Origin of the sequence: Nocardiopsis sp. NPDC006139 (assembly GCF_040614155.1) — a bacterium.
Lineage (GTDB): Bacteria > Actinomycetota > Actinomycetes > Streptosporangiales > Streptosporangiaceae > Nocardiopsis > Nocardiopsis changdeensis.
Genome location: NZ_JBEXTT010000002.1, coordinates 47,391 through 74,111 on the forward strand (window position 1 = coordinate 47,391; position 26,721 = coordinate 74,111).

The 26,721-nt window shown below is 74.6% G+C and carries 20 protein-coding genes; 11 read left to right on the forward strand and 9 right to left on the reverse strand.

Annotated features, from left to right (window positions below; translation table 11 throughout):
- Nucleotides 1–11 precede the first annotated feature (11 nt).
- Complete coding sequence (locus tag ABZ249_RS02340) at nucleotides 12–1,445, forward strand: ATP-binding protein (protein ID WP_355257055.1); 1,434 nt, start codon at nucleotides 12–14, stop codon at nucleotides 1,443–1,445.
- Here the strand turns inward: ABZ249_RS02340 and ABZ249_RS02345 are convergent.
- Complete coding sequence (locus tag ABZ249_RS02345; RefSeq protein WP_355256164.1) at nucleotides 1,399–2,427, reverse strand: TAXI family TRAP transporter solute-binding subunit; 1,029 nt, start codon at nucleotides 2,425–2,427, stop codon at nucleotides 1,399–1,401. The two genes, ABZ249_RS02340 and ABZ249_RS02345, sit on opposite strands and share 47 nt — an antisense overlap.
- Before the next feature lie 280 nt (nucleotides 2,428–2,707).
- Between ABZ249_RS02345 and ABZ249_RS02350 the strand changes: the two genes are divergently transcribed.
- From ABZ249_RS02350 to ABZ249_RS02365, 4 genes are all read left to right on the forward strand, one after another.
- Nucleotides 2,708–3,727 carry a hypothetical protein gene (locus tag ABZ249_RS02350; protein WP_355256167.1) on the forward strand — a complete coding sequence of 340 codons (1,020 nt, stop codon included), beginning with the start codon at nucleotides 2,708–2,710 and terminating at the stop codon, nucleotides 3,725–3,727.
- A gap of 64 nt (nucleotides 3,728–3,791) precedes the next feature.
- On the forward strand, nucleotides 3,792–5,336 hold the full coding sequence (locus ABZ249_RS02355; RefSeq protein WP_355256170.1) for a 3' terminal RNA ribose 2'-O-methyltransferase Hen1: 1,545 nt from the start codon (nucleotides 3,792–3,794) through the stop codon (nucleotides 5,334–5,336).
- Nucleotides 5,333–7,933: a polynucleotide kinase-phosphatase gene (locus ABZ249_RS02360; RefSeq protein ID WP_355256173.1), complete on the forward strand. Its 2,601-nt coding sequence runs from the start codon at nucleotides 5,333–5,335 to the stop codon at nucleotides 7,931–7,933. The genes ABZ249_RS02355 and ABZ249_RS02360 overlap by 4 nt, the downstream gene beginning before the upstream one ends.
- Nucleotides 7,934–8,061: 128 nt before the next feature.
- Nucleotides 8,062–10,533 carry an endonuclease/exonuclease/phosphatase family protein gene (locus tag ABZ249_RS02365; protein WP_355257058.1) on the forward strand — a complete coding sequence of 824 codons (2,472 nt, stop codon included), beginning with the start codon at nucleotides 8,062–8,064 and terminating at the stop codon, nucleotides 10,531–10,533.
- Nucleotides 10,534–10,602: 69 nt separating this feature from the next.
- Here ABZ249_RS02365 and ABZ249_RS02370 read toward each other — a convergent pair whose 3' ends face one another.
- The 5 genes from ABZ249_RS02370 to ABZ249_RS02390 all read right to left on the reverse strand — a co-directional run bounded on the left by ABZ249_RS02370 (nucleotide 10,603) and on the right by ABZ249_RS02390 (nucleotide 15,103).
- Nucleotides 10,603–11,349 (reverse strand): ABC transporter permease, encoded by a 747-nt coding sequence (locus ABZ249_RS02370; protein ID WP_355256176.1) that lies wholly within the window; start codon nucleotides 11,347–11,349, stop codon nucleotides 10,603–10,605.
- Between the two features lie 4 nt (nucleotides 11,350–11,353).
- Complete coding sequence (locus ABZ249_RS02375) at nucleotides 11,354–12,109, reverse strand: ABC transporter permease (RefSeq protein WP_355256179.1); 756 nt, start codon at nucleotides 12,107–12,109, stop codon at nucleotides 11,354–11,356.
- Entirely contained in the window at nucleotides 12,106–13,005 is a 900-nt protein-coding gene (locus tag ABZ249_RS02380; RefSeq protein ID WP_355256182.1) for an ABC transporter ATP-binding protein, read from the reverse strand. Before ABZ249_RS02380 ends, ABZ249_RS02375 begins: the two co-directional genes overlap by 4 nt.
- Nucleotides 13,006–13,136: 131 nt before the next feature.
- Entirely contained in the window at nucleotides 13,137–13,832 is a 696-nt protein-coding gene (locus ABZ249_RS02385; RefSeq protein WP_355256185.1) for a response regulator transcription factor, read from the reverse strand.
- Nucleotides 13,829–15,103, reverse strand: a complete 1,275-nt coding sequence (locus ABZ249_RS02390) for a histidine kinase (protein ID WP_355256188.1) — start codon at nucleotides 15,101–15,103, stop codon at nucleotides 13,829–13,831. The genes ABZ249_RS02385 and ABZ249_RS02390 overlap by 4 nt, the downstream gene beginning before the upstream one ends.
- A gap of 224 nt (nucleotides 15,104–15,327) precedes the next feature.
- Between ABZ249_RS02390 and galE the strand changes: the two genes are divergently transcribed.
- Complete coding sequence (gene galE, locus ABZ249_RS02395) at nucleotides 15,328–16,341, forward strand: UDP-glucose 4-epimerase GalE (protein ID WP_355256191.1); 1,014 nt, start codon at nucleotides 15,328–15,330, stop codon at nucleotides 16,339–16,341.
- 89 nt (nucleotides 16,342–16,430) lie between these two features.
- The gene (gene guaA / locus ABZ249_RS02400) at nucleotides 16,431–18,014 is read left to right on the forward strand and encodes a glutamine-hydrolyzing GMP synthase (protein ID WP_355256194.1); all 1,584 of its coding nucleotides are present in this window, start codon (nucleotides 16,431–16,433) and stop codon (nucleotides 18,012–18,014) included.
- Between the two features lie 75 nt (nucleotides 18,015–18,089).
- On the opposite strand, the gene ABZ249_RS02405 is transcribed toward guaA, so the two are convergent.
- On the reverse strand, nucleotides 18,090–19,958 hold the full coding sequence (locus ABZ249_RS02405) for a serine/threonine-protein kinase (RefSeq protein ID WP_355256197.1): 1,869 nt from the start codon (nucleotides 19,956–19,958) through the stop codon (nucleotides 18,090–18,092).
- A gap of 264 nt (nucleotides 19,959–20,222) precedes the next feature.
- Between ABZ249_RS02405 and ABZ249_RS02410 the strand changes: the two genes are divergently transcribed.
- From ABZ249_RS02410 to ABZ249_RS02425, 4 genes are all read left to right on the forward strand, one after another.
- Nucleotides 20,223–21,206, forward strand: a complete 984-nt coding sequence (locus tag ABZ249_RS02410; RefSeq protein ID WP_355256200.1) for a 4-(cytidine 5'-diphospho)-2-C-methyl-D-erythritol kinase — start codon at nucleotides 20,223–20,225, stop codon at nucleotides 21,204–21,206.
- An 82-nt stretch (nucleotides 21,207–21,288) separates the two neighbouring features.
- Nucleotides 21,289–21,999: a thiamine pyrophosphate-dependent enzyme gene (locus ABZ249_RS02415; RefSeq protein ID WP_355256203.1), complete on the forward strand. Its 711-nt coding sequence runs from the start codon at nucleotides 21,289–21,291 to the stop codon at nucleotides 21,997–21,999.
- 91 nt (nucleotides 22,000–22,090) lie between these two features.
- On the forward strand, nucleotides 22,091–22,990 hold the full coding sequence (locus tag ABZ249_RS02420; RefSeq protein WP_355257061.1) for a transketolase: 900 nt from the start codon (nucleotides 22,091–22,093) through the stop codon (nucleotides 22,988–22,990).
- A gap of 211 nt (nucleotides 22,991–23,201) precedes the next feature.
- Nucleotides 23,202–24,980, forward strand: a complete 1,779-nt coding sequence (locus ABZ249_RS02425; RefSeq protein WP_220564857.1) for an ABC-F family ATP-binding cassette domain-containing protein — start codon at nucleotides 23,202–23,204, stop codon at nucleotides 24,978–24,980.
- Between the two features lie 16 nt (nucleotides 24,981–24,996).
- Here the strand turns inward: ABZ249_RS02425 and ABZ249_RS02430 are convergent, their stop codons facing one another.
- Together ABZ249_RS02430 and ABZ249_RS02435 are read right to left on the reverse strand one after the other, a co-directional pair.
- Nucleotides 24,997–25,881, reverse strand: coding sequence for a hypothetical protein (locus tag ABZ249_RS02430; protein WP_355256207.1), 885 nt, complete (start codon nucleotides 25,879–25,881; stop codon nucleotides 24,997–24,999).
- Between the two features lie 47 nt (nucleotides 25,882–25,928).
- Nucleotides 25,929–26,597, reverse strand: coding sequence for a helix-turn-helix transcriptional regulator (locus ABZ249_RS02435; protein WP_355256210.1), 669 nt, complete (start codon nucleotides 26,595–26,597; stop codon nucleotides 25,929–25,931).
- Between the last annotated feature and the right edge of the window lie 124 nt (nucleotides 26,598–26,721).

Consider the following 26,721-nt stretch of genomic DNA (forward strand, 5'->3'; position numbering starts at 1 on the left):
GGCCCGTGCCGATGCGCCGCCGGATCATCACCGTCTACGTGACCCTGCTGGTCGCGGCCTGCCTGGGGCTGGCCGCCCCGCTGTGCGTCAGCATCGCCGCCCGTGGCACCTCCGACATGTTCCTGGACCGCCTCAACGACACCGCCCGGTTCGCGAGCATCGCCGAACCCGCGGTCCTCGACGGGACCGGCGGCATGCTGGAGGCGGAGATGGCCGCCTACGACCGCCTCTACGGGATCACCGCCGTCGTCGTCGACCGGCACGGCCGGGTGGTGGCCGCCTCCCGGCCCGGCCTGGAGCTCTCGGACCTGGACCCCTCGGCCGACCCGGGCGAGCCGCCCGAGGAGGTCCGCAACGCCCTGGCCGGGAACCGGATGGGGGCGGGCGGCATCGTGTACCCCTGGCAGCGCGGCCCCCTCATCGTCGCCGAACCCGTCGGCCGCTCCGGGGAGGTCGTCGGCGCGGCCGTCACGGCCTCGCCCACCCGGTCCCTGCGCCGCGCCACCCGGAACCAGTGGGTGCTGGCGGCGGGCGGGGTCGCCGTGCTCATGGCCGCGGGCATCGCCGCCGCCGGGCCGCTCACCCGGTGGATCCTGCGGCCGATCGACGACCTGGGCGAGGCCACCCGCGCGGTGGCCGGGGGCAGTCTCGGCATCCGGGTGCGCACCGCCGCCGGCCCGGTCGAGCTGCGCCGGCTCGGGGAGTCCTTCAACCGGATGGCCGACACCATCACCGCCATGCTGGAGACCCAGCGGGTGTTCGTGGCCTACGCCGGGCACCAGGTGCGCAACCCCCTGGCCGCGCTGCGGCTGCGGGTGGACTCGCTGTCCCGGCACCTCGTCCCGCAGGGCCGGCAGGACCACCGGCTGGCCCTGGACGAGGTGGACCGGCTCACCCGCGTCTGCGACAGCCTGCTCACCCTGGCCCGGACCGAGGACGCCGAGCACACCGAGGTGTGGGAGGAGGTCGGCCAGGTCGTCGAGGACCGGTTGCGCTCGTGGGAGCCCATCGCCGAGCGGGTGGGCGCCGTCCTGGCGCGGGAGGGCGGCGAGGGGGTCCGGGTCAGGTGCGTGGAGGGCACCCTCGACCAGGCCCTGGACGCGCTCATCGACAACGCCCTGAAGTTCGGGGGCGAGGGCGTGCGGATCACCGTCCGGGTCGAGGAGGTCCCGCCCGGCCCCGGCCGGCCCGGCCACGTGGACGTCCACGTCCTCGACGACGGCCCGGGCCTGCCCGCCGAGCAGCTCGCACAGGCCACCCGCCCCTTCTGGAAGGACGGCGGTGTCGGCGGCTCCGGCCTGGGCCTGTCCATCGTCGTCACCCTGCTCGAACTCCAGGGGGCGTCGCTCACCCTGACCCCCGCGCGCCCCCGGGGCATCGACGCGCGCATCCGGCTGGTCACGGGGTCGGGGCGGGCTCCGGCCGGCGGTCCTGTGCGTACTTGACCTCCCGGTAGTAGTCGGCGGCCCCCGGGTGCAGGGGCACCGGCAGGGTGGAGATCGCCGACCGGGGGTGCAGCTGCAACGCCACCGGGTGGATCTCGGCCAGCCTCGCCCGGGAGGTGAAGAGCAGGCGGGTCAGCTCCTCCGCGTGGGCGTACGGCATGTCCGCGTTGACGACCAGCAGGCTCGGCACCCCGATGGTGCGGACCGCCGGGACCCCCGGATAGGTGTCGGCCGGCACCGGCAGCTCGGAGAAGTAGGCGCCGTACTCCTCGCTCAGCGCCGCCACGTGCCCGGACAGGTCCAGGAGCCGTACCGGGCGGCGTTCGGCCAGGTCCGCCACGGCCCCGGTGGGCAGGCCGCCGGACCAGAAGAAGGCGTCGATCTCGCCCCGCTCCAGCGCCGCCGCCGACTCCTCGATGGACAGCCACATGCGGTGCACGCCCCGGCCCTCCCGGCGGCCCCGGATCCCGCCCAGGCCCACCAGGTCCAGCAGCCTCTCGGCCATCATCTCGGTGCCCGACCCCCGCGCCCCGACCGAGACCACGCCCCCGGCCAGGTCGTCCAGGTCCTGGTAGGGGGAGTCCGCGCGCACGACCACGTGGGTGTGGTTGTCGTAGAGGCGGGCGACCGCGGCGATCGGCAGCGGCTCCTCGAACGGCGGTTCCCCGGCCACCGCGAGGGCTGCCACGTCGGCCAGGGTGAAGGCGGCGTCCACGCCGCCTTCGGCCACCAGCCGGTTGTTCTCCACGCTGGCCGCGGTGGCCAACGCCGTGATCCGGACGTTCTCCGTCCGGGAGGAGGCGATCCCGGCCAGGGCCGCACCGTACGCGTGGTAGACGCCGCCGTCGTCGCCGGTCCCCAGGCTCAGGTGCAGGGGCGCCGGTTCCACCGCCGCGGACCGTGTGAGCAGCGGCGCGGACACGGCGAGCACGAGGACGGCGGCGGTGAGGGGCCACAGGAGGCCGAGGGTGGGCCGCGACATGCCGAAACGATAGCAAGATGCGCGAAACCTCAGAGAAACCTCAAATGCCGGTGGAGGACACCGGATTCCGCCGGGATCGCGGCTACGTTTTCGACAGCGGAGTGGTGTGGGCCACAGCGCTCCGGGGGCCGCGTTCCTCCCGCGCCCCGGGGCCCGGCCCCACCCCTCCGCCGTATCCCCCGCGCCCGGTGCGGGAGGCCCCCGCGCCCCGACGGCCGCGGCGCCCGCCGCACCCGCGCTCCGTCCGCGCGGGTGCGGCGGGCCCGCTACCCTCGGCGGCATGTGGCGATGGAACCCCCGCGACCCGAAGCCGGCCCACGGATCCCCGGTCGAGCACCTGCTGGCCTCGGCGGCCCTGGGCACCGACCCCATGCTCCGGGCCGCGGCCGAGGAGGTCGCCGAGGGCGGCCTCGCCGCCGCCCTGCCGCTGCTCGCCGAGAGCCGGGAGGACGCCGAGACCCGCACCGCCACCGCCGAGGTGCTGGGCCGGGCCGCCGCCGACCGGATCGACGACCTGGGCGACCTCCTGGACACCGCCGACCGGGCCGACCTGATGCTGTGGCTGGGCAACGCCCTGATCGCCCACGCCCTGCGCGCCTCCGGCGGGGCCGCCGAGCGCAAGGCCGCCGAGGCCGCGCTGGACGACGCCCGCCGGGCGCTGGAGGCCGCCGCCGACCTGCGGCCCGACGACGCCGCGCCCTGGGTCGCGCTCCAGACCGTCGCCATGGGCGCGGGGGCCGACCGCGAGGAGAAGGACCGGCTGTGGGACGAGCTGCGGAGCCGGGACCCGCACCTGTTCGCCGCCCACGCGGGCCGGGTGCGCGTGCTGTCCCCGGCGCGCGGCGGCTCGGCCGAGGAGATGTTCGCGTTCGCCGGGTCCGCCGCCGACACCGCGCCCGGGGGCGACCCGCTGCCCGCCGTCCTGGCCCTGGCCCACGCCGAGTTCCTGCGCGCCGAGCACAAGCGGCTCAGGGCCGAGGGAGTGTTCGACTTCGTGGCGGGTCAGGCGATGGGGCGCCTGTACGGGGAGGCGGTGGAGGAGCTGTTCGGGCTGGCCCGCGCCTGGGCCGGGAGTGCCGTCCCGCACCCGCGCGACGTGCAGGCCCACCACCTGTTCGGGTGGGCGTTCCACCGGGCCGGGATGACCGAGGCCGCCCGCTGGCACCTGACCGCCGTCGGCAACCTGTACTGCGAGGTCCCCTGGGGGTTCTTCGGCGATGCCCGGACGCAGGTCGCCCGGGCCATGGAGGAGCTCGGCGTGCGCCCAGGCGGCCACCGGCCCCCGCCCGGAGCCGGGTGAGAGGACCCGGAACGCGCCCGAAAAGTCCTCGCCAACGGACTGACCAGCGGGACACAATGCACGGGTGCTACTGACGATCACCACCACCGCGACCCCGGCGGCCCCGGCCACGGACCTCGGATTCCTGCTCCACAAGAACCCGGAGCGGGCGCAGAGCTTCGAGCAGTCCTTCGGGACCGCCCATGTCTTCTACCCCGAGGCCACGGAGCAGCGCTGCACGGCCGCCCTGCTCCTGGAGGTCGACCCCCAGGCGCTGCTGCGGGCCCGCACCTCCGTCAGCACACCCGACTTCGCCCTGGCCCAGTACGTGAACGACCGCCCCTTCGCCACCTCCTCGCTGTTCACGGTGGCGCTGGGCCGGGTGTTCCGCTCCGCGCTCAAGGGCGCCTGCGAGGCCCGGCCGGAACTGGCCGCCGCCCCGCTGCCCCTCGAACTCCACCTGCCCGCGGTGCCCTGCCGGGCCGGCGCCGACAAGGCGCGCGCCCTGTTCGAGCCCCTGGGCTGGCGGGTGGCCGCCGAGCCCGTGCCGCTCGACCCCGGCCTGCCCGGCTGGGGCGACTCCCACTACCTGTCGCTGACCCTGTCCGGCGAGCAGGTGCTGTCCGAGGCGCTGAGCCACCTGTACGTCCTGCTGCCCGCCATGGACGGGAGCAAGCACTACTGGGTGGACCGCGGCGAGATCGACAAGCTGCTGCGCGCCGGGGGGCTGCGCGTCACCGACGCCGAGGAGCAGACCACCGAGGAGGACCCGCAGGCCCGGTCCCCCTGGCTGGCCCGCCACCCCGAGCGCGCCTGGATCACCCGCCGCTACCTCAACCGGCGCAACGCCTACGTGCGCACCGCCCTGGCCCGGCTGGCCGAGGCCGACGACCTCCCGGAGGAGGAGGCCGACCCGGCCCTGGAGGAGGCCCCCGCGGCGCCCGCGCCGGCCCGGGCGGGGGAGGAGCGCCCGCCCTCGCTGGCCGAGCAGCGCGCCGGGGCGGTCCTGGCCGTGCTGCGCGCCGAGAACGCCTCCAGCGTCCTGGACCTGGGCTGCGGCCCCGGCGCCCTGCTGGCGAAGCTGGTCGCCGACCCGACCCTGGAGCGGATCACCGGTGTGGACGTGGACGCCGTCACCCTCCAGATGGCCCACCGCAAGACCTGCCGGGGCTGCGCCCCGAACGGCCGCGGACGCCACCGCGACCTGTTCGCCGACACCGTGGGCCTCCGGGAGCAGGGCGGGCGCCCGCCCCGGCCCGAGCTGCTCATCGGCTCGGCCGTCTACCGGGACGCCCGCTTCGCCGGGCACGACGCCGTCGTGCTGATGGAGGTCGTCGAGCACATCGACCCTGAGCGGCTGCCGGCGCTGGAGGAGAGCGTCTTCTCCGCCGCGCACCCCCGCGTCGTCGTGGTCACCACCCCCAACGCCGAGTACAACGTCCACTACGAGGGCCTGGCCGACGGCGCGTTCCGCCACCGGGACCACCGCTTCGAGTGGACCCGCGCCGAGTTCACCCTGTGGGCGGACGCCGTCGCCGAACGCAACGGCTACACCGTCCGCTACCTGCCCGTGGGTCCGCAGGACCCCGCCACCGGCTCCCCGACCCAGATGGGAGTGTTCACCCGATGAACACCGATGAGACCGCCCCGGACACCGCCCCCCGCGTCCTGGGCGTGCCCGCCATGGGACTCGTCGTGCTGGTCGGCGTGTCCGGCTCGGGCAAGTCCACCTTCGCCGCCCGCCACTTCAAGCCCACCGAGGTCATCTCCTCCGACTTCTGCCGCGGGCTGGTCAGCGACGACGAGAACGACCAGGGCGCCACCGCCGACGCCTTCTCCCTGCTGCACACCGTCCTGGACATCCGGCTGCGCCGCGGCCTGCTCACCGTGGTGGACGCCACCAACGTGCAGTCCAAGGCCCGCGCCGAACTCCTGGCCGTGGCCAAGGCCAACAACGTGCTGTCCACGGCGATCGTCCTCGACGTGCCCGAGGCCCTGGCCAAGGAGCGCAACCGGACCCGGCCCGACCGGGACTTCGGCGACCACGTCATCCCCCGTCAGCGCCGCGACCTGCGCCGCAGCCTCAAGTACCTGCGCAAGGAGGGGTTCCGCAAGGTCCACGTCCTCAAGGGCGTCGAGGAGATCGACGCCGCCGTCATCGAGCGCGAGCGCGCCTGGCCGGACAAGCGCGAGCTCACCGGCCCCTTCGACATCATCGGCGACGTCCACGGCTGCCGGGAGGAGCTGGAGGAGCTGCTCACGTCCCTGGGCTACGGGATCACCCGGGACGACCGGGGCAGGGCCGTCGGCGCCCGCCACCCGCAGGGCCGCACCGCGGTGTTCGTCGGCGACCTCGTGGACCGGGGCCCCGACACCCCGGGTGTGCTGCGCCTGGCCATGGGCATGGTCCGCGACGGCGACGCCCTCTGCGTGCCGGGCAACCACGAGAACAAGCTCATCCGGGCGCTGCGCGGCGTCAAGGTCACCACCACCCACGGGCTCGCCGAGTCCCTGGAGCAGCTGGGAAGGGAGAGCGAGGAGTTCCGCAGGGAGGTCCTCGACTTCTGCGACGGCCTGGTCAGCCACCTGGTCCTCGACGGGGGGAGGCTGGTGGTCGCCCACGCCGGGCTCAAGGAGGCCTACCACGGCCGCGCCTCCGGCCGGGTGCGCTCCTTCGCCCTGTACGGCGACACCACCGGCGAGACCGACGAGTACGGGCTGCCGGTGCGCCTGCCCTGGGCCCGCGACTACCGGGGCAGGGCGGCCGTCGTGTACGGCCACACCCCCGTGCTCAAGGCCGAGTGGGTCAACAACACCCTGTGCCTGGACACCGGCTGCGTGTTCGGCGGGAAGCTGACCGCGCTGCGCTACCCCGAGCGCGAGATCGTCGACGTCGACGCGCGCCGGACCTGGTACGAGCCGGTCCGGCCGCTGGGCGGCGAGGCCCCGGCGGGCGCGGAGGGCGGGGAGCGCTCCGACACGCTGGTGGACATCACCGATGTGGGCGTCGGCGACCACCACCCCGGCCTGATCGTCGAGACGGAGTTCGGGACCGTCCGCGCCAACGGCGCGTCCACCCTGGGTGCGCTGGAGGTGATGAGCCGGTTCTCCGTCGACCCGCGGTGGCTGCTGTACCTGCCGCCGACCATGGCGCCGGCGCCCACCGCCGCGGCCCCCGGGTACCTGGAGCACCCCGACGAGGCGTTCGCCTGGTACCGCGCCGCCGGTGTCGGGCAGGTCGTGTGCGAGGAGAAGCACATGGGCTCGCGCGCCGTCGCCGTGCTGTGCCGCGACGAGGCGGCCGCCGAACGGCGGTTCGCCCCGGGCGCCCTGGGCACGGTGTACACCCGCACCGGGCGGCCGTTCTTCGCCGACCCCGTGCTGCGCGGCGAGGTGGTGGACCGGCTGCGCGCCGCCGTCACCGGGGCCGGCCTGTGGGACCGCCTGGGCACCGACTGGGTCGCCCTGGACGGGGAGCTGCTGCCCTGGTCGGCCAAGGCCCGCACGCTCATCCGCGACCAGTACGCCTCGGTGGGCGCGGCCGCCCGCGCCGCCCTGCCCGCCGCGGGCGCGGCGCTGGCCGCGGCCGCCGAGCGCGGCCTGGACGTGGGCCGCCTGGTGGACCGGGTCGCGCGGAGCACGGAGCAGATGGAGGAGTTCAGCCGGGTGTACCGGCGCTACTCCTGGGACACCGACGGCGTCGCCGGGCTCCGGTTCGCGCCCTTCGCGGTGCTGGCCTCCGAGGGCCGCGAGTACTCCGACGCCGACCACCTGTGGCACATGGCCACCGCGGAGCGGCTGGCCGAGGCGGACCCGCTGGTGCGTTCCACCCGCTACCGGGTGGTGGACACCACCGACCCGGCCGCCTGCGCCTCGGCCGCCGCCTGGTGGCAGGAGATGGTGGACGCCGGGGGCGAGGGCATGGTCGTCAAGCCGCTCCAGGGCGCCCGCGCCACGGGCGCCAAGGGGCTGACCCAGCCCGGCCTGAAGGTGCGCGGCCCCGAGTACCTGCGGATCATCTACGGCCACGACTACACCGACCCCGACCGCCTGGAGGTCCTCAAGGACCGGAAGCTGGGCGGCAAGCTCGGGCTGGCCATGCGCGAGCACAAGCTGGGGCTGGAGGCCCTGGCCCGGCACGCCCGCCGCGAGCCGCTGTGGCGGGTCCACGAACCGGTGTTCGCGGCCCTGGCGCTGGAGACCGAACCGGTCGACCCGCGCCTGTAGGACGCGGGGCTTTTGGTCGGATCGTACGAAGCGAGGGCGGGGCGGGACCGGGCGGATCACACCAACCCGGGGCCGCTTCGCCTTCTTTTCATGTCGCCTCCTACCAACGGACACGGGAAAGGGACATGATGTCCCCGCCCCTGCTCCCCAGTACCCCCGGAGAGAACGTGTCCCCCACCCGACCACGGCGCCTGATCGCGCCGACGTCCGCCGCCGCCGCGGCGGTGCTGCTGGCCGCGGCCCTGGGCCCGGTCCCTGCCGCCGCCGACACCGGCACCCCGGTGATCGCGGAGGTCTACGGAGGCGGCGGCAACAGCGGAGCGACGCTGCGCCACGACTTCGTCGAGCTGGGCAACGCCGCGGGCGCCCCGGTCACCGTCGACGGCTGGAGCGTCCAGTACCTCCCGGCCTCGCCGAAGCCGACCACCAACGTGCAGGTCACCCCGCTGGCGGGGGAGATCCCCGCCGGGGGCCGCTACCTGGTCCGCCAGGCCGCGGGTACCGGGGGAGAGGTCGACCTCCCCGCCCCGGACGCCGCCGGATCGACCAACATGTCGGCCACGGCGGGCACCGTCCTGCTCGTCTCCGGTACCGAGCCCGTCGAGTGCCGCACCGCAGCCGACTGCGCCGCGGACGGGTCCGTCGTCGACATCGTCGGCTACGGCGGAGCCGAGGTCCGCGAGGGGGAGTCCGCCCCCCGGCTCTCCAACACCACTGCGGCCGCCCGCGGCGACGACCTCGCCGACACCGGCGACAACGCAGCCGACTTCACCGCGGGCGGGCCCACGCCCGTGAACGCGGCCGGAGAGGGCCCCGGCGAGGGTCCGGGGGAGCCCGGCGGCCCCGGCGAGCCCGGTGACCTGCGCATCCACGACATCCAGGGCGTCACCCGCGTCTCCCCGCACGCCGGGGACACCGTGTCCGGGGTACCCGGCGTGGTCACCGCCGTCAACGCCTTCGGCAGCGCGCAGGGCTTCTGGTTCCAGGACCCCGAGGGCGACGGCGACCCGCGCACCAGCGAGGGCCTGTTCGTCTTCACCGGCTCCACCGCGCCCGGCGTCGCACCCGGCGACGAGGTCCTGGTCTCCGGCCGGGTCGACGAGTACCGGCCCGCCTCCGGCACACAGACCATCACCCAGCTCGACCGGGCGCAGTGGACGGTCCTGTCCACCGGCAACGCCATTCCGGAGTCGGTGGTCCTGGAGGCCGGGGTGATCCCCGCCGAGTACGCCCCCGACCACGGCGGCGACATCTCCGGCCTGGAGCTGGCGCCCGACACCTACGCCCTGGACTTCTGGGCCGCCCACGAGCACATGATGGTCCGGTTCGAGGACGCCCCCGTCATCGCCCCCACCGACCCCTACCACGCCTTCTGGGTCGCCGTGGAGCCCGGGCACAACCGCACCGCCAACGGCGGCGTGGCCTACGGCTCCTACGACGACCCCAACGCGGGACGGGTCAAGGTCGAGTCCCTGCTCGACCGCGACGTCCACCCGTTCCCCCGGGTCGACGTGGGCGACACCCTCGCCGGGGTGACCGAGGGGCCGGTGTACTACAGCCGCTTCGGCGGCTACCTCGTGCGCGCCACCACCCTGGGCGAGCACGTGCCCGGCGGCCTGGAGCGCACCCCCGTCCGCGGCACCGAACGGTACGAGGTCTCCATCGCCACCTACAACGTCGAGAACCTCGGCGGCCAGGACGATCAGGCCGAGTACGACGCGCTGGCCACCGGCATCGTCGAGTACCTCGACGCGCCCGACATCATCGGCCTGGAGGAGATCCAGGACGACAACGGCGAGGTGGACGACGGGACCGTCGACGCCGGCGTCACCCTGGACCGGCTCACCGCCGCGATCGAGGCGCAGGGCGGGCCGGCCTACGAGTGGCGGCAGATCAGCCCCGAGGACAAGCAGGACGGCGGAGCGCCCGGCGGCAACATCCGCAACGCCTTCCTCTTCGACCCGGCCCGCGTGCAGTTCGTGGACCGCCCCGGCGGCGACGCCACCACCGCCGTCGAGGTCGTCCGGGGCTCCCGCGGCGCCGAGCTGTCGGTCTCCCCGGGCCGCATCGAGCCCGCGGACCCGGCCTGGGACGACAGCCGCAAGCCGCTGGTCGGCCACTTCCGCGCCCTCAACCGGGACATCTACGTGGTGACCAACCACTTCAACTCCAAGGGCGGCGACCAGGCGCTGCACGGTGTCGTGCAGCCGCCGGTCCGCACCAGCGAGCAGCAGCGCAACGCCCAGGCGGAGCTGGTGGCCGGCTTCGCCGACGAGCTGCTGGCCGTGGATCCGGACGCCAACCTGGTGGTCATGGGGGACCTCAACGACTTCCAGTTCTCCCGGACCCTGGAGATCCTCACCGGCGACGGGCCGCTGTACAACCCGATGACGGACCTGCCCGCCCCGGAGCGCTACAACTACGTGTTCGACGGCAACTCCCAGGCCCTGGACCACATCCTGGTCAACCGGGAGATCGCCGGCCGCGTGGACTACGGCATCGCGCGGATCAACTCCGAGTTCCACGACCAGGTCAGCGACCACGACCCGCAGGTGCTGTGGCTGGACACCCGCCGCTCCACCCCGCCGGGCCGCTCCTGACCCGGCCCCTCGCACGGTGCGCCCCGGCCGGGAACCGGCCGGGGCGCACCGTGTCCCTCCGCGGGGACCTCAGCGCACGTCCCTGCGGGCCAGCACCACCGCGGCCAGGGCCCACAGGACGAGGGTGCCCGCGACCGCCGCGAACACGAGGGGGAGCACCGTCGGCGGGTCCAGGGCCCCGGCGTCGGCGACGGCCGTGCTGCCGAGGCTGAGCGCGTTGCCGACCAGGGCCTGGGGGACCAGGTACGGGACCGCCCCGCCCGCCCCGGAGTAGAGCACGCCGACACCGGCGACGCAGCCCAGGAGCCCGAGGGCCACGGGCGCGGCGAAGGAGCGGACCAGCATCGACAGCAGGGACTGCAGTGCGACGACCGGCAGGGCGGCGACCGCGCCCAGCAGCGTCGCGGCCGCGCTGTGCCAGGGCGGCGGGCCGTCCAGCCCCAGGACGAGCTTCCCGCTCAGGGTCATCAGCCCGAACAGGACGAGCTGCATGACCACGACGACCAGGGCGAGGGAGGCGAGTTTGGCGCCGAAGACCGCGGAGGCCCGCACGGGCGCGGCCATCAGCAGGTTCCAGTTGTGGCCGCGGTGCTCCATGCGCCAGGCGGCCGACGCCGTCACGGCGATCCCCATCGACATGAACAGCATGCCGTAGAAGATCACGACCTGCGACCAGTAGGACGCCCATCCGGAGGACAGCGCCTCCACGTTGGCGCCGTAGTTCACGGTCCCGGTGACGACCGCGAGCAGGGGCAGCACCACGGCCGTGATCCACAGGGCCGAGCGGCGCAGCTTGGCGAGTTCGGCGAGGACCATCCCCTCACACCTCCGTCCGGTCGAAGCGGCGGGTGGCCGCGCCGAACAGGACGGCCACGACCACCAGGAACACGGCCAGCCAGCCGTACCCGGGGGTCACCGGGACGAAGCCCCCGTCGTCCATCCCCAGCGGGGAGACGACCGCGTAGTACCCCCAGGGCAGGCTCCGGGCCAGGGCCGGCGGCATCAGCAGGGAGAACACCCCGCAGAACGCGCCGAGCAGCCCGACGCCCATCCCGACCAGCTGGTTCTCCACACGGGCGGCCAGCCACACGTGCAGGCACAGCAGCGCCAGGTCCACCAGGAGCAGGCCGACCGCGTATCCGGCCCACATGCCGGGGGACGGCGGCACGGTGATCCCGGCGGCCAGGCCGGCGGCGAGGACCAGGGCGGTCTGGACGGCCACCGCGACCGCCAGCAGCAGCCCCAGCACCGCGGCCTTGGCCCGGCACAGCCGCCCCGGGCGGAACCCGGACACCTGCGCCAGGGTCCAGCCCCGCCCCTGGTGCTCGATGTCCACCTGCCTGCTGGCCAGCACCGCCACGAGGAGGGGGGAGGTCATGGCCGAGACCATGACGTAGCTCATGAGCAGGCTCTCCCACGGCTGGGCGGACGGGTCGCCGAAACCCTCCCGAGCGGAGTCCGACATGAGGTTCGCGCAGCTCAGGGCGACGACGGCGGCCACCATGGCCGAGCAGACCAGAAGGACCCGGAGCCTGCGCGCCTTGCGTATCTCGAGTTCGACCACCGTCGGTATCACAGCAGCCCCTCACGGCCGGTGAGGTCCATGAAGACCTCCTCCAGGGACCGGCGGACCCGCCGCACCCCGTGGATCGGCACGTCGCCCCCGACGAGCCGCCGCACGAGCGCGGCCGTGTCCTCGTCCCCGAAACCGGACAGGCGCAGACCCCCCTCTGTGCGCACGGCGGGGATGCCCAGGGCCAGGGCCCGTTCGGGCTCGGGGGTGTCGACGAGCAGGTCCGGGGTGCTGCGGGCGAACAGCTCGGCCCGGGTGCCCTGGAAGATCAGCCTCCCCCGACTGAGGATGCCCAGGACCGACGCCATCCTGTCGATCTCGTCCAGCAGGTGGCTGGAGACCATGACCGTGACGCCGTTCCCCGCCAGCGACACCAGCAGTTCGCGGATCTCCTCGATGCCGGCGGGGTCCAGGCCGTTGGTGGGCTCGTCCAGGACGAGCAGGCGCGGCTCCCGGGCCAGGGCCATCGCGATGCCCAGGCGCTGCTTCATCCCCAGTGAATACTCGCGGACCGGCTTGTCCATGTGCCCCTGGAGGCGCACGGTGGCGACCGCCCGGGAGACCTGCCCCCCGGTCAGTCCGAGCATCCGCCGGACGATCTCCATGTTCTCCCGCCCGGTCAGGTGGCCGTACCCGGGAGGCGCCTCGATGAGCGAGCCGACCTCCCGCAGGATGCCGGCGCGGGTGGTCCGGTTCATCGGCCGTCCGAGGACGGTGATCTCGCCGCGGCTGGGCCGGGCCAGGGACAGCAGCATCTTCATGGTGGTGGACTTGCCCGAGCCGTTGGGGCCCAGGAAGCCGTACACACAGCCCTGCGGCACCCGCAGGTCGAGGTCGTCGACGACCGTGCGCGAACCGTAGGTCTTCGTCAGGCGGTGGGTGGTGATGATGTCGTCCATGCGGCTCCTTTCGACGAGGAGCCTCCGGCACGGCACCCGGGGAGGCCATCGTGCCGGGGGATGAAGTGCGCGCTCCCACCCCGGGTGGAGGGGCGGGCCCCTCCGGCGGGCACGGTCGCCGCGGGCCCCGCTCACGCCTCCCGGAGCAGGTCCCCGCGGTCGACCAGCCCGGCGCGGAACGCGAACAGCACCGCCTGGACGCGGTCGCGGGAGCCGGTTTTGGCCAGCACCTGGCCGACGTGGGTCTTCACGGTGGGCATGGACAGCACGAGGCGCTCGCAGATCTCGGTGTTCGTGTACCCGAGCGCCATGGCGACGAGGACCTCCTGCTCGCGCGGGGTCAGGGAGTCGACGGCGCGGCGGGTGCCCCGGTCCGGCCGGGCCGCGGGGGCGGAGGGGCCGCCGAGCAGCGGGCGCACGTGCCGGAGCAGCCTCCGCGTGGCGCTGGCCGAGACGACCGAGTCGCCGCCGTGCACCGTCCGCACCGCCGCCAGCAGCTCCTCCGGCGGGGTGTTCTTGAGCAGGAAGCCCGCGGCCCCGGCCTCGACGCCCTCGACCACGTACTCGTCGGTGTCGAAGGTGGTGAGGATGACGATGCGGCACCCCGCGCCCGAGGACACGAGGGAGCGGGTGGCGCTCAGCCCGTCCGTGCCGGGCATCTGGACGTCCATGAGCAGCACGTCGACGGGGTCGTCCCGCTGCCGGGCGACGGCCTGCGCTCCGTCGGCGGCCTCCCAGGCGACGGCCATGTCCGGCTGGGAGTCGACGACCATCGCCATGCCCGCCGTGAACAGCACCTGGTCGTCGGCCAGGCCCACGCGGATCACGCGTTCCCCCAGGGGACCACCGCGCGCACCCGCCAGGCGCGGGTCGCGGCGTCGGCACCGGCCTCCAGGACGCCGCCGTGCAGGCCGACGCGCTCGCGCATGCCGATCAGGCCGTGCCCGGGGCCGCGCCGAACGCCCTCCGGGGGCGCTCCGTCCGGGGAGGGGGCTGCGGGCACCGGATCGCGGACGGGGTTGACCACGACGATCTCGACCCGCCCGGGCGACCAGGTGAACCCGACCCGGACGGCCGGGGAGCCCGCGTGCTTCAGCGCGTTGGCGAGGGACTCCTGCACGATGCGGTAGATCGTCAGGGACGCGGTCGCCGGCAGGGGCGGGTCGTCCGCGGCACCGTCGCCGTCGCCCGGTGCGGGAGGGGACCCGTGCCGGGTCAGGCCGATCCGCAGGCCGGCGCGGCGGTACTCCTCGACCAGGCCGGGCAGGTCCCCCACCCCGGGCGCCGGGGCCGCCCCGCGGCCCTCTCCGTCGCGCAGGACGCCCAGCAGCCGGTGCAGCTCCCCGGCCGACTCGCGGCCCACCTGGGAGATGGTGGCCAGGGCGGTCACCGCGCGTTCGGGGGCGGCCTCCGCGGCGTAACGGCCCCCGTCGGCCTGGGCGACGATGACGTTCAGCGAGTGCGCGAGGACGTCGTGCACCTCGCGGGCGATCCGGGTCCGCTCGTCCAACGCGGCCAGGCGCACCTCCTGGGCCCGCCGGTCCTCCAGCAGGCGGGCGTGTTCGACGACACGGGCGAACTCCTCGCGGTTGCGCCTGCGGAACGCGCCGAGCAGGGAGAACAGCGCGACGGCCGTCCACGCCGAGCCGACGCTGTTGAGGCGCAGGGCGGGGTCCGCCGAGAGGTCCTCCGCCGGGATGTCGAAGACCGCCCACGCCGCGCCGGCCAACAGCAGGACGAAGCCGACGGCGCGCCACGGGAGGGGGAGTTCGGCCTGCACCGTGTAGGCCGCGACCAGCGCGCTGATCGCCACCATGGACGTGAGGTGGTCCAGCCACAGGATGTGGCACGCCAGCAGCACGGCCAGGGCCGCCATGGCCGGGAGCGGGCGGACGCGGCGCAGGGCCAGGGCGGCACAGCACGCGGCGGCCGTACCGAGGTAGGCCCACGGTCCGGTGCCGTGGGGGCCGGTCTCCGGCAGGGAGAGGGCCGCCAGCCCGAACCAGGCCGCCGCCCAGAACGCGTCCACGGCGAGCACGTGGCGCCGGGCCCACAGGGTCGCGCCGTCCAGGAGGGAGCGTGGGAGCAGGTCGGGCATTCCTCCACGATAGGAACGCGCGGGCCGCGGGGCCTCATGCCCCGGCATGAGATCGGGACGTCCGAAAGGCGGTACCGGCCGCGGCGGCACCGCCGAAGGGCGGGGCCGGAGACCTCTGGTCGGGCCCGCCGGAGCGGCGCGCCCACGGGGCCGCACCAGCGGGACGCCTATGCTGGGGAGCGCCCGCCGTACAGCGGGTCCACTCCACCCAAGGAAGCACAAGCATGAACGTACTGCTCACCGGAGGCGCCGGGTACATCGGCTCGCACACCGCGGTCGAACTCCTGGAGGCCGGCCACCGGGTCGTCGTCCTGGACAACCTGGTGAACAGCCACGCCGAGTCCCTGCGCCGGGTCGAGCAGATCACCGGACACGCGCCCGTGCTGGTGACCGGCGACTGCGCCGACCGGGAGACCGTCGACCGCGTCCTGGCCGAGCACGGCATCGACGCCGTCGTCCACACGGCCGGCCTCAAGGCCGTCGGGGAGTCCGTCGCCCAGCCCCTGCGCTACTACCGCAACAACCTCGACGCCCTCCTCTCCCTGGTCGAGGCCATGGACGCCCGGGGCGTCCGCAACCTGGTCTTCAGCTCCTCGGCCACGGTCTACGGCGACCCCGAGACGGTGCCCATCCCCGAGGACGCCCCGCTCAGCGCCACCAACCCCTACGGCGCCACCAAGCTGTTCGGCGAGCGCATCCTGGGGGACCTGGCCGCCGCCGACCCGCGCTGGCACATCGTGTCCCTGCGCTACTTCAACCCCGTCGGGGCCCACCCCAGCGGCCTGATCGGCGAGGACCCGCAGGGCGTCCCCAACAACCTGCTGCCCTACATCGCCCAGGTCGCCGCGGGCCGCCGCGAGTTCCTCCAGGTGTTCGGCGACGACTACGACACCGCCGACGGCACCGGCGTCCGCGACTACCTGCACGTCGTCGACCTGGCCCGCGGGCACCTGGCCGCCCTGCACCACCTGGCCGACGCCCCCGGCCACCGGGTCTACAACCTCGGCAGCGGCAAGGGGTACTCGGTCATGGAGTGCCTGCACGCGTTCGAGCGGGCCGTGGGCCGCTCCCTGCCCTACAAGGTGGTCCCGCGCCGCCCCGGCGACATCGCCGTCTGCTCCGCCGACCCCTCCGCCGCCGCCCGCGACCTGGGCTGGAAGGCCGACCGCGACCTGGACGAGGCCTGCGCCGACGCCTGGCGCTGGCAGTCGGCCAACCCGCGGGGGTTCGCGGGCTGAGCCCGACCGCACACCCGCCGGGACCCGCTGAGCACGGGGTACGCCCTAGACTGGGCGTATCCCTGAACTCCTGCGGAAGGTCCTCCGTCGTGTCCGTTGGTGCTGACAGCACGTTCGACACCGTCCTCGTCGTGGACTTCGGCGCGCAGTACGCGCAGCTGATCGCCCGGCGGGTGCGCGAAGCTCACGTGCACAGCGAGATCGTGCCCTCGACCATGCCCGTGGAGGAGATGCTCGCCAAGAAGCCGAAGGCGATCATCCTCTCCGGCGGCCCCTCCTCGGTGTACGCCGAGGGGGCGCCCCACGTCGGGGCCGAGCTCTTCGAGACCGGCGTCCCGACCTTCGGTATCTGCTACGGCTTCCAGGCCATGACCCGCGCCCTGGGGGGGACGGTCGACAGGACCGACCTGAGCGAGTTCGGCCGCACCGAGCTCACCGTGACCGCGGGGGACTCCCTGCTGTTCACCGGGCTGCCCGCCGAGCAGCCGGTGTGGATGTCCCACGGCGACTCGGTGATCGAGGCCCCCGCCGGCTTCCGCGCCGTCGCCACCACCGCGGGCGCCCCGGTGGCCGCGTTCGAGGACACCGACCGCCGCCTCTTCGGCGTCCAGTTCCACCCCGAGGTCCTGCACAGCGAGCACGGCCAGGAGGTACTGCGCCGCTTCCTGTACGAGGGCGCGGGCTGCCGCCCCACCTGGACGATGCTGAACATCGTCGACGAGCAGGTCGCCCGGATCCGCGAGCAGATCGGCGACAAGAGCGTCATCTGCGCCCTCAGCGGCGGCGTCGACTCCGCGGTGGCGGGCGCCCTGGTGCAGCGCGCCGTCGGCGACCAGCTGACCTGTGTGTTCGTCGACCACGGCCTGCTGCGCAAGGGCGAGGCCGAGCAGGTCGAGAAGGACTTCGTGGCGGTCACCGGCGCCCGGCTCAAGGTCGTGGACGCCCAGGAGCGCTTCCTGAACGCGCTGGCCGGGGTCACCGACCCCGAGGAGAAGCGCAAGATCATCGGCCGCGAGTTCATCCGCGTCTTCGAGCAGGCGGCCCGCGAGGTCGTCGCCGACAGCGGCGAGTCCGGCGGCGAGGTCGAGTTCCTGGTGCAGGGCACCCTGTACCCGGACGTGGTGGAGTCCGGCGGCGGCACCGGCACCGCCAACATCAAGTCCCACCACAACGTGGGCGGCCTGCCCGACGACCTCCAGTTCACCCTGGTGGAGCCGCTGCGCGAGCTGTTCAAGGACGAGGTCCGCAAGGTCGGCGAGGAGCTGGGCCTGCCCCCGGAGATGGTCTGGCGCCAGCCGTTCCCCGGCCCCGGCCTGGGCATCCGCATCATCGGCGAGGTCACCCGCGAGCGCCTGGACGTCCTGCGCGAGGCCGACGCCATCGCCCGCGAGGAGCTGTCCCACGCGGGGCTGGACCGCGAGATCTGGCAGTGCCCCGTGGTGCTGCTCGCCGACGTCCGCTCGGTCGGCGTCCAGGGCGACGGCCGCACCTACGGCCACCCCGTGGTGCTGCGCCCGGTCAGCAGCGAGGACGCGATGACCGCCGACTGGTCGCGCCTGCCCTACGACGTGCTGGCCAAGATCTCCAACCGGATCACCAACGAGGTCCGCGAGATCAACCGGGTGACGCTCGACGTCACCAGCAAGCCCCCGGGCACCATCGAGTGGGAGTAGGCGCCCCGGCGCCCACGCGAAGGGGGCCCGGCCGTCAGGCCGGGCCCCCTTCGCGTTCCGCGGGTACCGGGCCGCTCAGTCGGCGCTCTTGAGGAGGACCTCGACGGGCTCGGCGAAACGGTCGTGCCTGAACACCAGGGCCTCGGGGTACTCGCCGACGTGGAGCGTGAACACCATGATCCCGGTGGCCGTCTCGCCCGGCTGGACGGCCTCCCACAGGGACTCCTGCTCCTCGATCCGGCTGGGCCGGTCCGCGACGACCTCCTGCTGAAGCTCGGTCCGCACCCCCTGGGCCTCGTGGTCCAGCAGCACGGGCGCGTCGCTCAGATTGGTGAAGTCCACGTCGAGCACGCAGTAGTGCCCGTTCGCCTGCACCTGGACCTCGCGGCTGGGGATGGTCGTCTGGTCGCACTCGACGTCGAGCACCTTCACACGGGCCAGGCCGTCGGCGCTGGTGGCCTCCATGGCCCCGGTGCCCGGGGTCGCGGGCCCGTCCCCCTCGCCGGGTCCGCCCTCGCCGCCGTCCTCGGGGGCGGCGGAGGTGCCGGGCTGCTGCGTCTGCTGACCGGACGGGGCGTCGTCGCCGCCGAGGTTGGTCACCACGTACAGCACCGCCAGCAGCGCGAGGACCAGCAGGACGGCGGCCGCCGCGGCGATGACCACGATGCCGCGCCGGTTGGCCGGACCGGTCGGCCGGTGCGGGGGCGGCGGGACCGGCGGAACGTACGGCTGCGGCCCCGGGCGCGGCGCCTGCTGGTCGGCGGGCGGCACGATCGGGACCGCGCCGGTGGAGGCCGGGTGCTGGGCGGGCGGCGGCCCGCCCGGGGCGCCGGCCTGCGGGTGCGGGGGCGGGGGCGGTCCCTGGGGCGGGTGCCCGCCGCCGGGGTGCCCCGGGGCCGGGCGCACGAACGTGCCGCTCTGGTGCGGGGCGGCCTGCGGGCCGGGCGGGGCGACCGGGGGCGCCTGGTAGGCGCCGGGCGCCGGGTGGCGCATGCCGGTCATGGTCTGGTGGGCGCCCTGCGGCGGACCGTGCGGCATCGGTGGGGGCAGGTTGGGCCGCCACGACTGGTGCAGCGCGTGCGACACCATGTCGTTGGGGTTGGAGGTGTCCTCGCCGCCCGCCAGCTCCAGGAGCAGGTCCTGGGCGGTGGGCCGCCGGTTGGGGTCCTTGTCCAGGGCCCGCAGCACCAGCCGGTCCAGGGGGCTGTCGAGGTTGCCGATCTGGGGCTCGGCGAACAGCACCCGCTTGCCCAGCGTCATGGCGTCGCCGTTGCCGAAGGGGTGGGTGCCGTTGCCGGCGAACGCCACCAGGCACCCCCAGGCGAAGATGTCCGCCTTGGTGGTGACCTGCTCCTCCAGGAGCTGCTCGGGCGCCATCCAGCCCGGGCTGCCCATGACGATGCCCGTCTGGGTGTGGTTGGTGGCGGTGTTCATGGCCCGGGCGATGCCGAAGTCGATCACGCGCGGGCCCGACAGCGACAGCAGCACGTTGGCGGGCTTGAGGTCGCGGTGCACCAGGCCGGTGCGGTGGATCGCGGCGAGCGCGGCGGCCACGCCCAGGGCGAACCCGTGCAGGGTGGAGGAGTCCAGGGGGCCGTTCTGGGCGATGTGCTCGGCCAGCGCGGTGCCCGCGATGTACTCGGTCACCATGTACGGGCGGTTCTCGAACGTGCCGTGGTCGAGGACCTTCGCGGTGCAGAAGGAGGCGACCTTGCGGGCGTTCTCCATCTCGTCGCGGAACCGCGCCCGGGTCGCCTCGTCGAAGGCGAGCTCGGGGCGGATGACCTTGATCGCTACCTGGTTGTTCCGGTCCGGCAGCCCGCCGAGGTAGACGGTGCCCATGCCGCCGCTGCCCAGCTTCCCGGACAGCACATAGGGCCCGATGGTGGCCGGATCTCCGGCGCCCAGCGGTTCCAGGTTCTTCGGGAGCCCATCCGACGGCAAGTAGTCCTCCCCGACGGTGTCCAAACTCCGCCTTGCCCCAAGGTAGCGGTGTTTGTGCCCTGATTCCCACTCGCGGACCCCGTCGGCCCGGTTCGCGGAAGGGCGGTGACTGACATGACAATGGTGACGATCCCCGAATCGCGCCCTTGGTTCCCGTTTCCGCCCGAACATCGCGTTCGTCTCACGGAGCAGGGGTGAACACAGCGGCTCCCCTGCCGGGGTGTGTGCTCACGCAAGGGGGGGTTCCTTTACGATTGGGGACTCGTGACAGTTGATACCACCGTAACCGTGCGGGTTCCCGCGAAGGTCAACCTCCAGCTGGCGGTGGGGCCCGCACGTGAGGACGGGTTCCACGACCTCGTCAACGTTTTCCACGCGGTCTCGCTGTTCGATGAGGTTACCGTCCGGGAGGCGGGACCGCGCAGTGGGCGACCCGACGGTAGCACCTCACCGGGTGGCGGCACCCTCCTCGCGGAGCTGACCGCGAACGGTGGTTCGGTCTCCCACCTGTCACGTGTGCCACTGGACGCCTCCAACCTCGCCGCGGGCGCCGCCGACCTGCTGGGCCGGGAGACCGGCCGCGGCCGTCCGGTGCGGATCCACCTGGAGAAGCGCATCCCCGTGGCGGGCGGGATGGCCGGCGGCAGCGCCGACGCGGCGGCCGCCCTGGTCGCCTGCGACCGGCTGTGGGGGACCGGCCTGCCCCGCGAGGACCTGCTGCGGCTGGCCGCCGTGCTCGGCAGCGACGTGGCCTTCCCCCTGGTGGGGGGCACCGCGGTGGGCCGGGGGCGGGGCGAGATCCTGGAGCCGATGACCAGCCCCGGCCGGTACCGCTGGGTGTTCGCGCTGTCCCCGCACGGCCTGTCCACGGGCGCGGTGTTCGCCGAGTACGACCGGCTGCGGCCCGACGCGCCGGCCCCGGAGTTGAGCGCGGCCCTGCGGGACGCTCTGGCCGCCGCGGATCCCGCGGCCCTGGGCCGGGCGCTGGCCAACGACCTCCAGGAGGCGGCGTTGTCGCTGCTGCCGGAGCTGGAGCGCACGCTCGAGACGGGCGCCTCGGCCGGAGCGCTGGGCGCGCTGGTGTCCGGCTCCGGTCCGACCTGCGCGTTCCTGGTGGGCGGCGGCTCGGAGGAGGCGTCGGTGGTCGCCGAGCGGGAGGCCGCGGTGGTGGCCTCACTGGAGGCGAGCGGGCTGTGCGAGCAGATCGTGCGGGCCGACGGGGACGTCCCCGGCACGGTCTTCGTGTGATGTAAATCACTTGTGGTTTCCGGGTGAGGGCCCTGGGTCCCCGCATTGACCTCAACCATGGTTGAGATTGAAGACTGGGGGCATGCCGACGACAGCAGCCCTCACCCGCTACGCCGACCTGCCGGCCCTCATCGGCCTGATGGAGGGCGACGAAAAGCACAGTGCCGCCGCGCACTCCACGCTCGACGTCGTCTGGGTCCTCTACGACCGCGTCCTGGCCGTCACCCCCGAGACCGCCGACGACCCCGCCCGCGACCGGTTCCTGCTCTCCAAGGGCCACGGGCCCGCCGCCTTCTACGCCGTCCTGGCCGCCAAGGGCTTCCTCGACGTGTCCGCGCTGCGGGGCTGGACCGCCTTCGGCTCCGCCCTGGGACACCACCCCGACCGGGTCCTCGTCCCCGGCGCGGAGATCGGCAGCGGCTCGCTCGGCCACGGCCTGCCCATCGCCCTGGGGACCGCCCTGGGGCTGCGCGCCCGGAACGTGCGCCGCCCCGACGGGTCCGCGCCCCGCACGGTGGTGCTCGTCGGCGACGGCGAACTCGACGAGGGCAGCAACCACGAGGCCATCGCAGCGGCCGGGCGGCTGGGCGTCGGCTCCCTCACCACCGTGGTCGTCGACAACGGGTCGGCCCTGCACGGCTGGCCCGGCGGGATCGCGCGCCGCTTCGAGCTGGAGGGCTGGGCCACCCGCGAGGTCCAGGGCCGCGACCACGACGCCCTGCACGCCGCGTTCACCCGCCCCTGGGGCGACCGGCCGCTCGCCGTCGTCGCCCGCGTCCGCCCCACGAGCTGACACCGCCACCGACCGGAGGAGACCGGCCATGACCCACAGCACGACGCGGACCGCGCCCCGGGCCGACGCCGCGACGCACGGACCGAACGAGATGCGCGAGGTGTTCGGCGCCGCCGTCTCGGAGGCGATGGACGACGACCCCCGCCTCGCGGTCGTCCTGGCGGTCATCTCCGCCGGGATGTTCCGCCGGGCCGCCGCCCGCCACCCCGGGCGGGTGATCGACCTGGGCATCCGCGAGCAGGCCATGATCGGGACCGCGGGCGGACTCGCCCTCACCGGGATGCGCCCGGTCGTCCACAGCTACGCCCCCTTCCTGGTGGAGCGCCCCTTCGAGCAGATCAAGCTCGACCTGGGGCACCAGGACGCCGGGGCGGTCCTGGTGAGCATCGGCGGCTCCTACGACGCCGCCGCGGAGGGCCGCACCCACCAGGCCCCCGGCGACGTCGCCCTGATCGACACCCTGCCCGGCTGGACCGTCCACGTGCCCGGCCACGCCGACGAGGTGCGCGCCGTCCTGCGCGACGCCCTGCCCGGCGACGACCGGGTGTACATCCGGCTGTCGGGCACCGCCAACCGCGCCCCCCTGCCGCTGTCCGGGGGCCTGGCCGTGGTCCGGCCGGGCTCGGCCCGCTCCGCCGGAGTGGTCGTGGCCGTCGGGCCCATGCTCGACCGCACCCTGGAGGCCACCGCGGACCTCGACGTCACCGTCGCCTACACCGCCACCGTGCGCCCCTTCGACCGCGCCGGGCTCAGCGCCCTGGTCGCCGCCGCCGGGAACGCGGACGTGATGCTGGTGGAGCCCTACCTCAGGGGCACCTCCGCGCACGAGGTCTCCGAGGCGCTGGCCGACCGCAGGCACCGCCAGCTCTCCCTCGGCGTGCCGAGGGACACGGAGCTGCGCGCCTACGGCACCCCGGCCGACCACGCCCGGGCGCACGGGCTGGACGTCCGGGGAATCGCGCGGGCCGCCCGGGACTTCTTCCTGGTGTAGGGAGAGCCCTCCGGCGAACCCCGGTTCCCGGCGGCATGTGAAATCCTGATATGTAGTGATACCGACCTGCCCGGGGCCTTGCGTGGTGCGGCCCCGGGCTCCTCTTTTCCGGCGCTCCCGGGTCCGGCGGACCCCGCAGGACCCGGTCGGAGCCCCGCCGGCGTCCGGGACCCGTCCAGGGCACCCGGCGACACCCGGGACAATGGAGACGATGACGAATCTGGTCAACCTTCAGGACGTGTCCCTGGCCTACGGGCCCCTCGTGCTCCTCGACTCGGTGTCACTGGGCGTGGACGAGGGCGAGCGCATCGGCGTGGTCGGCCGCAACGGCGGCGGGAAGTCCACGCTGATCTCCGTGCTGTCCGGGGCCCTGCCGCCCGACTCCGGCCGGGTGGTGCACAACCGCGGCCTGCGCGTGGGCTTCCTGCACCAGCGCGACGACTTCCCCGACACCACCGTCGGCGCCTTCGTGCTGGGCGAGCGGGCCGAACACGAGTGGGCGGGCGACGCCCGCGCCCGCGACATCCTGCGCGGGCTGCTCGGCGGCTGGAGCCTGGACACCCCCATGGCGGGGCTGTCCGGCGGCGAGCGCCGCCGCGCCGGCCTGGCCCGGCTGCTGGTGGGCGATCACGACCTCATCGTCCTGGACGAGCCCACCAACCACCTCGACATCGAGGGCATCCACTGGCTCGCCGGGCACCTGCGCGACCGCCGCGAGGCGCTCGTGGTGGTCACCCACGACCGCTGGTTCCTGGACGCCGTCACCACCCGCACCTGGGAGGTGGGACGCGGCGCCGTCGAGCGCTACGAGGGCGGGTACGCCGCCTACGTGCTGGCCAAGGCCGAGCGCGAGCGCCAGGCCGCGGCCACCGAGGAGCGCCGCCAGAACCTCATGCGCAAGGAGCTGGCCTGGCTGCGCCGGGGCGCCCCCGCGCGCACCTCCAAGCCCAAGTTCCGCATCGAGGCGGCCAACCGGCTGATCGCGGACGAGCCGCCGGTGCGCGACACCGTCGAGCTGGTCCGGTTCGCCAGCTCCCGTCTGGGCAAGACCGTCATCGACCTCAAGGACGTGACGGCGACCGTCCCGGGGCGGACCCTGCTGGACCACCTCACCTGGCAGCTCGGCCCCGGCGACCGGGTCGGCCTGGTCGGGGTCAACGGCGCGGGCAAGTCCACGCTGCTCAAGATCCTCGCCCGGGAGCGGGAGCCCGAGTCGGGCCACGTCCGCACCGGGCGCACCGTCCGGCTCGCCCACCTGTCGCAGAACGTTACCGAGCTGGACCCCGAGGCCCGGCCGCTCCAGGCGGTCATGGACGTGCGCGAGCACGTGACCATCGGCAAGCGGGACTACACCGCCAGCCAGATGCTGGAGCGCTTCGGGTTCCGCGGCGAGCGCCAGTGGACCCCGATCGGCGACCTGTCCGGCGGCGAGAGGCGCCGCCTGCAGCTGCTGCGCCTGCTCATGGACGAGCCCAACGTCCTGCTGCTGGACGAGCCCACCAACGACCTGGACATCGAGACCCTCACCGAGCTGGAGGACCTGCTCGACGGCTGGCCCGGCTCCCTGGTGCTGGTCTCCCACGACCGGTACTTCCTGGAGCGGATCACCGACCGGGTGCTGGCCCTCATGGGCGACGGCGGCCTGGCGTTCCTGCCCGGCGGCGTGGACGAGTACCTGGAGCGCCGGGCCGGCACCGCGGGGGAGGCCGCGGTGCCCACCGCGGGCGGGGGAGAGGCCCCCGCCGCCGAGCCCGAGCGCCCCGCCGTGTCGGCGGCCGACCGCCGCGCCGCCCAGAAGGAGATGCAGCGCGTCGAACGGCGCATGGACAGGATCGCCGCGCGCGAGGCCGAGCTGCACGAGCAGATGGCGGCCGCGGCCGAGGACTACACCCGGCTCGCCGAGCTCGACGCCGAGGCCAAGGCCCTGGCGGGCGAGAAGGAGGAGCTGGAGATGATCTGGCTGGAGCAGGCGGAGCTGGTCGGCGACTGACCCCGCCCGGCGCGGGTCAGCGTCCGTTGGCGCGCAGGGCGGCCACCGCCGCCACCGTGGCGTACCCCCGCCACTCCAGCGCGGAGGCGGAGGAGTGGCATTCGAAGCCGACGGCCCACCCGCCGTCGGGGAGCAGGCCCCGCTCCAGGCGGTCGAGGTCGGCGGCGACGGCCTCCTCGGCCAGGTGCTCCCGGACGGGGCGGCCGGGCACGGCGGCGTAGTCGAGCGGGTGGAGCGTCTCGCCCGGTGCGCCTCCGGCCACGGGGATGCGGCCGTCGGCGGGCACGAACCGGGCGAGGCGGCGCAGCAGCCCGGCGGCCTCGGGGCGGGTGTCCGCGACGGAGTCGAGGAACAGCAGCGAGAACGACAGGACGTACGCGAAGGGCGCCTCCTCGACGGCGGCGATCTCCCCGAGGCAGTACTCCGTCGCGGTCGCGAGCCACGGGTGGTCCGCGATCCGCGGGTCCGTCCGGGCCGCCCGATGGGCCTGCGCGACCACCGCGGCCGTGATCTGCAGGGACGACGTGTGCGGGTCGGCCGACACCCAGAAGGGCGCACAGGCGGCCGGGTCCGTGACGGGCAGAGCGAACGGCAGCCCGCCGTCGGGCAGGGTCGTCGCGTTCAACCAGTCCAGCAGCTCCGGGACGCGGGCGTACGTCGCGGGGGCGGCGTCGGCCACGGCCTCCAGGGCGTGCAGTGCGCCGCCGGGCTGGCTCTCGGGGGAGCGCAGGTCGGGTTCCAGGCCGTGGCCGTGGCCGCCGTCGGGGTTGCGGTACCCGTCCAGGGCCGCGAGGATCGCGGGCCCGGTGTGCTCGGTGGGGCGGATGAGGTGCTCGAAGCGCCGCCGGTCCAGCAGGCGGGCGTGCCCGGCCATGAAGGCGGCCGTCCTGTCGGTGTCCATGGGACCAGCCTGCCGGGCGCGGCGGGCCGGGGTCTTGAACGAAACGGTCACCGCCGGCCCAGCAGCGCGCCCGGGGGCAGGCCCGCGAGGCGCCCGCTCTCGCGGGTGAAGTGCGCCTGGTCGGCGTACCCGGCGGTGGCGGCGGCCTCGCCCAGCGGCGTCCCGGACCGGGCCAGGCGCAGGGCGCGCTGGAGGCGGTGGATCGACATGAGGGTCTTGGGGCCGTAGCCGAAGACCCGGTCGCAGGTGCGCCGCAGCGTGCGCTCGGACATCCCGTGCTCCCGGGCGACCGCCTCCGCGGTCGCGAGGGTGCGGGCCGCCCGGTCCAGGGAGGCCGCCAGCCGCAGGGCCGCGGGGTCGGGGTCGGCGCGCCGCCACAGAGCGGCGAAGACCCGCTCCAGGGTCTCGGCCGGCCCGGCCTCCGGGGCCGGGGGGAGGCGGACCAGGTCGGCCAGGTCGACGCGGCGGTCGGCCAGTTCGCGGGCGGGGACGCCCAGCAGCGCGTGCGCCGCGCCGGGGGCCAGCCGCAGACCCCAGGTCGTCTCGCCCGGGGCGGATCCGTCGACCTGCGCGGCGGTGTCGGGCCCGGCCACCACGAGGCGCCCGCGGTGCCACATGAGGTCCATCGCGGCGTCGGGCAGCACCCGGTGGGGACCGGAGCCGGTGAAGCGCCACAGGACCCCCGCGCGCCCCCGCCTCTCCCCGTACCCGGTCATCCTCCGACCCTACCGATGCGACCGCCACCGGGGGCCGGCGGCCGCCGGTCACCGAGCGTGCCCATAATGTCCGGAAAAGGACGGTGGGCATGCTTTGCCGTGGATTCTGGTCGACACGGTGTGT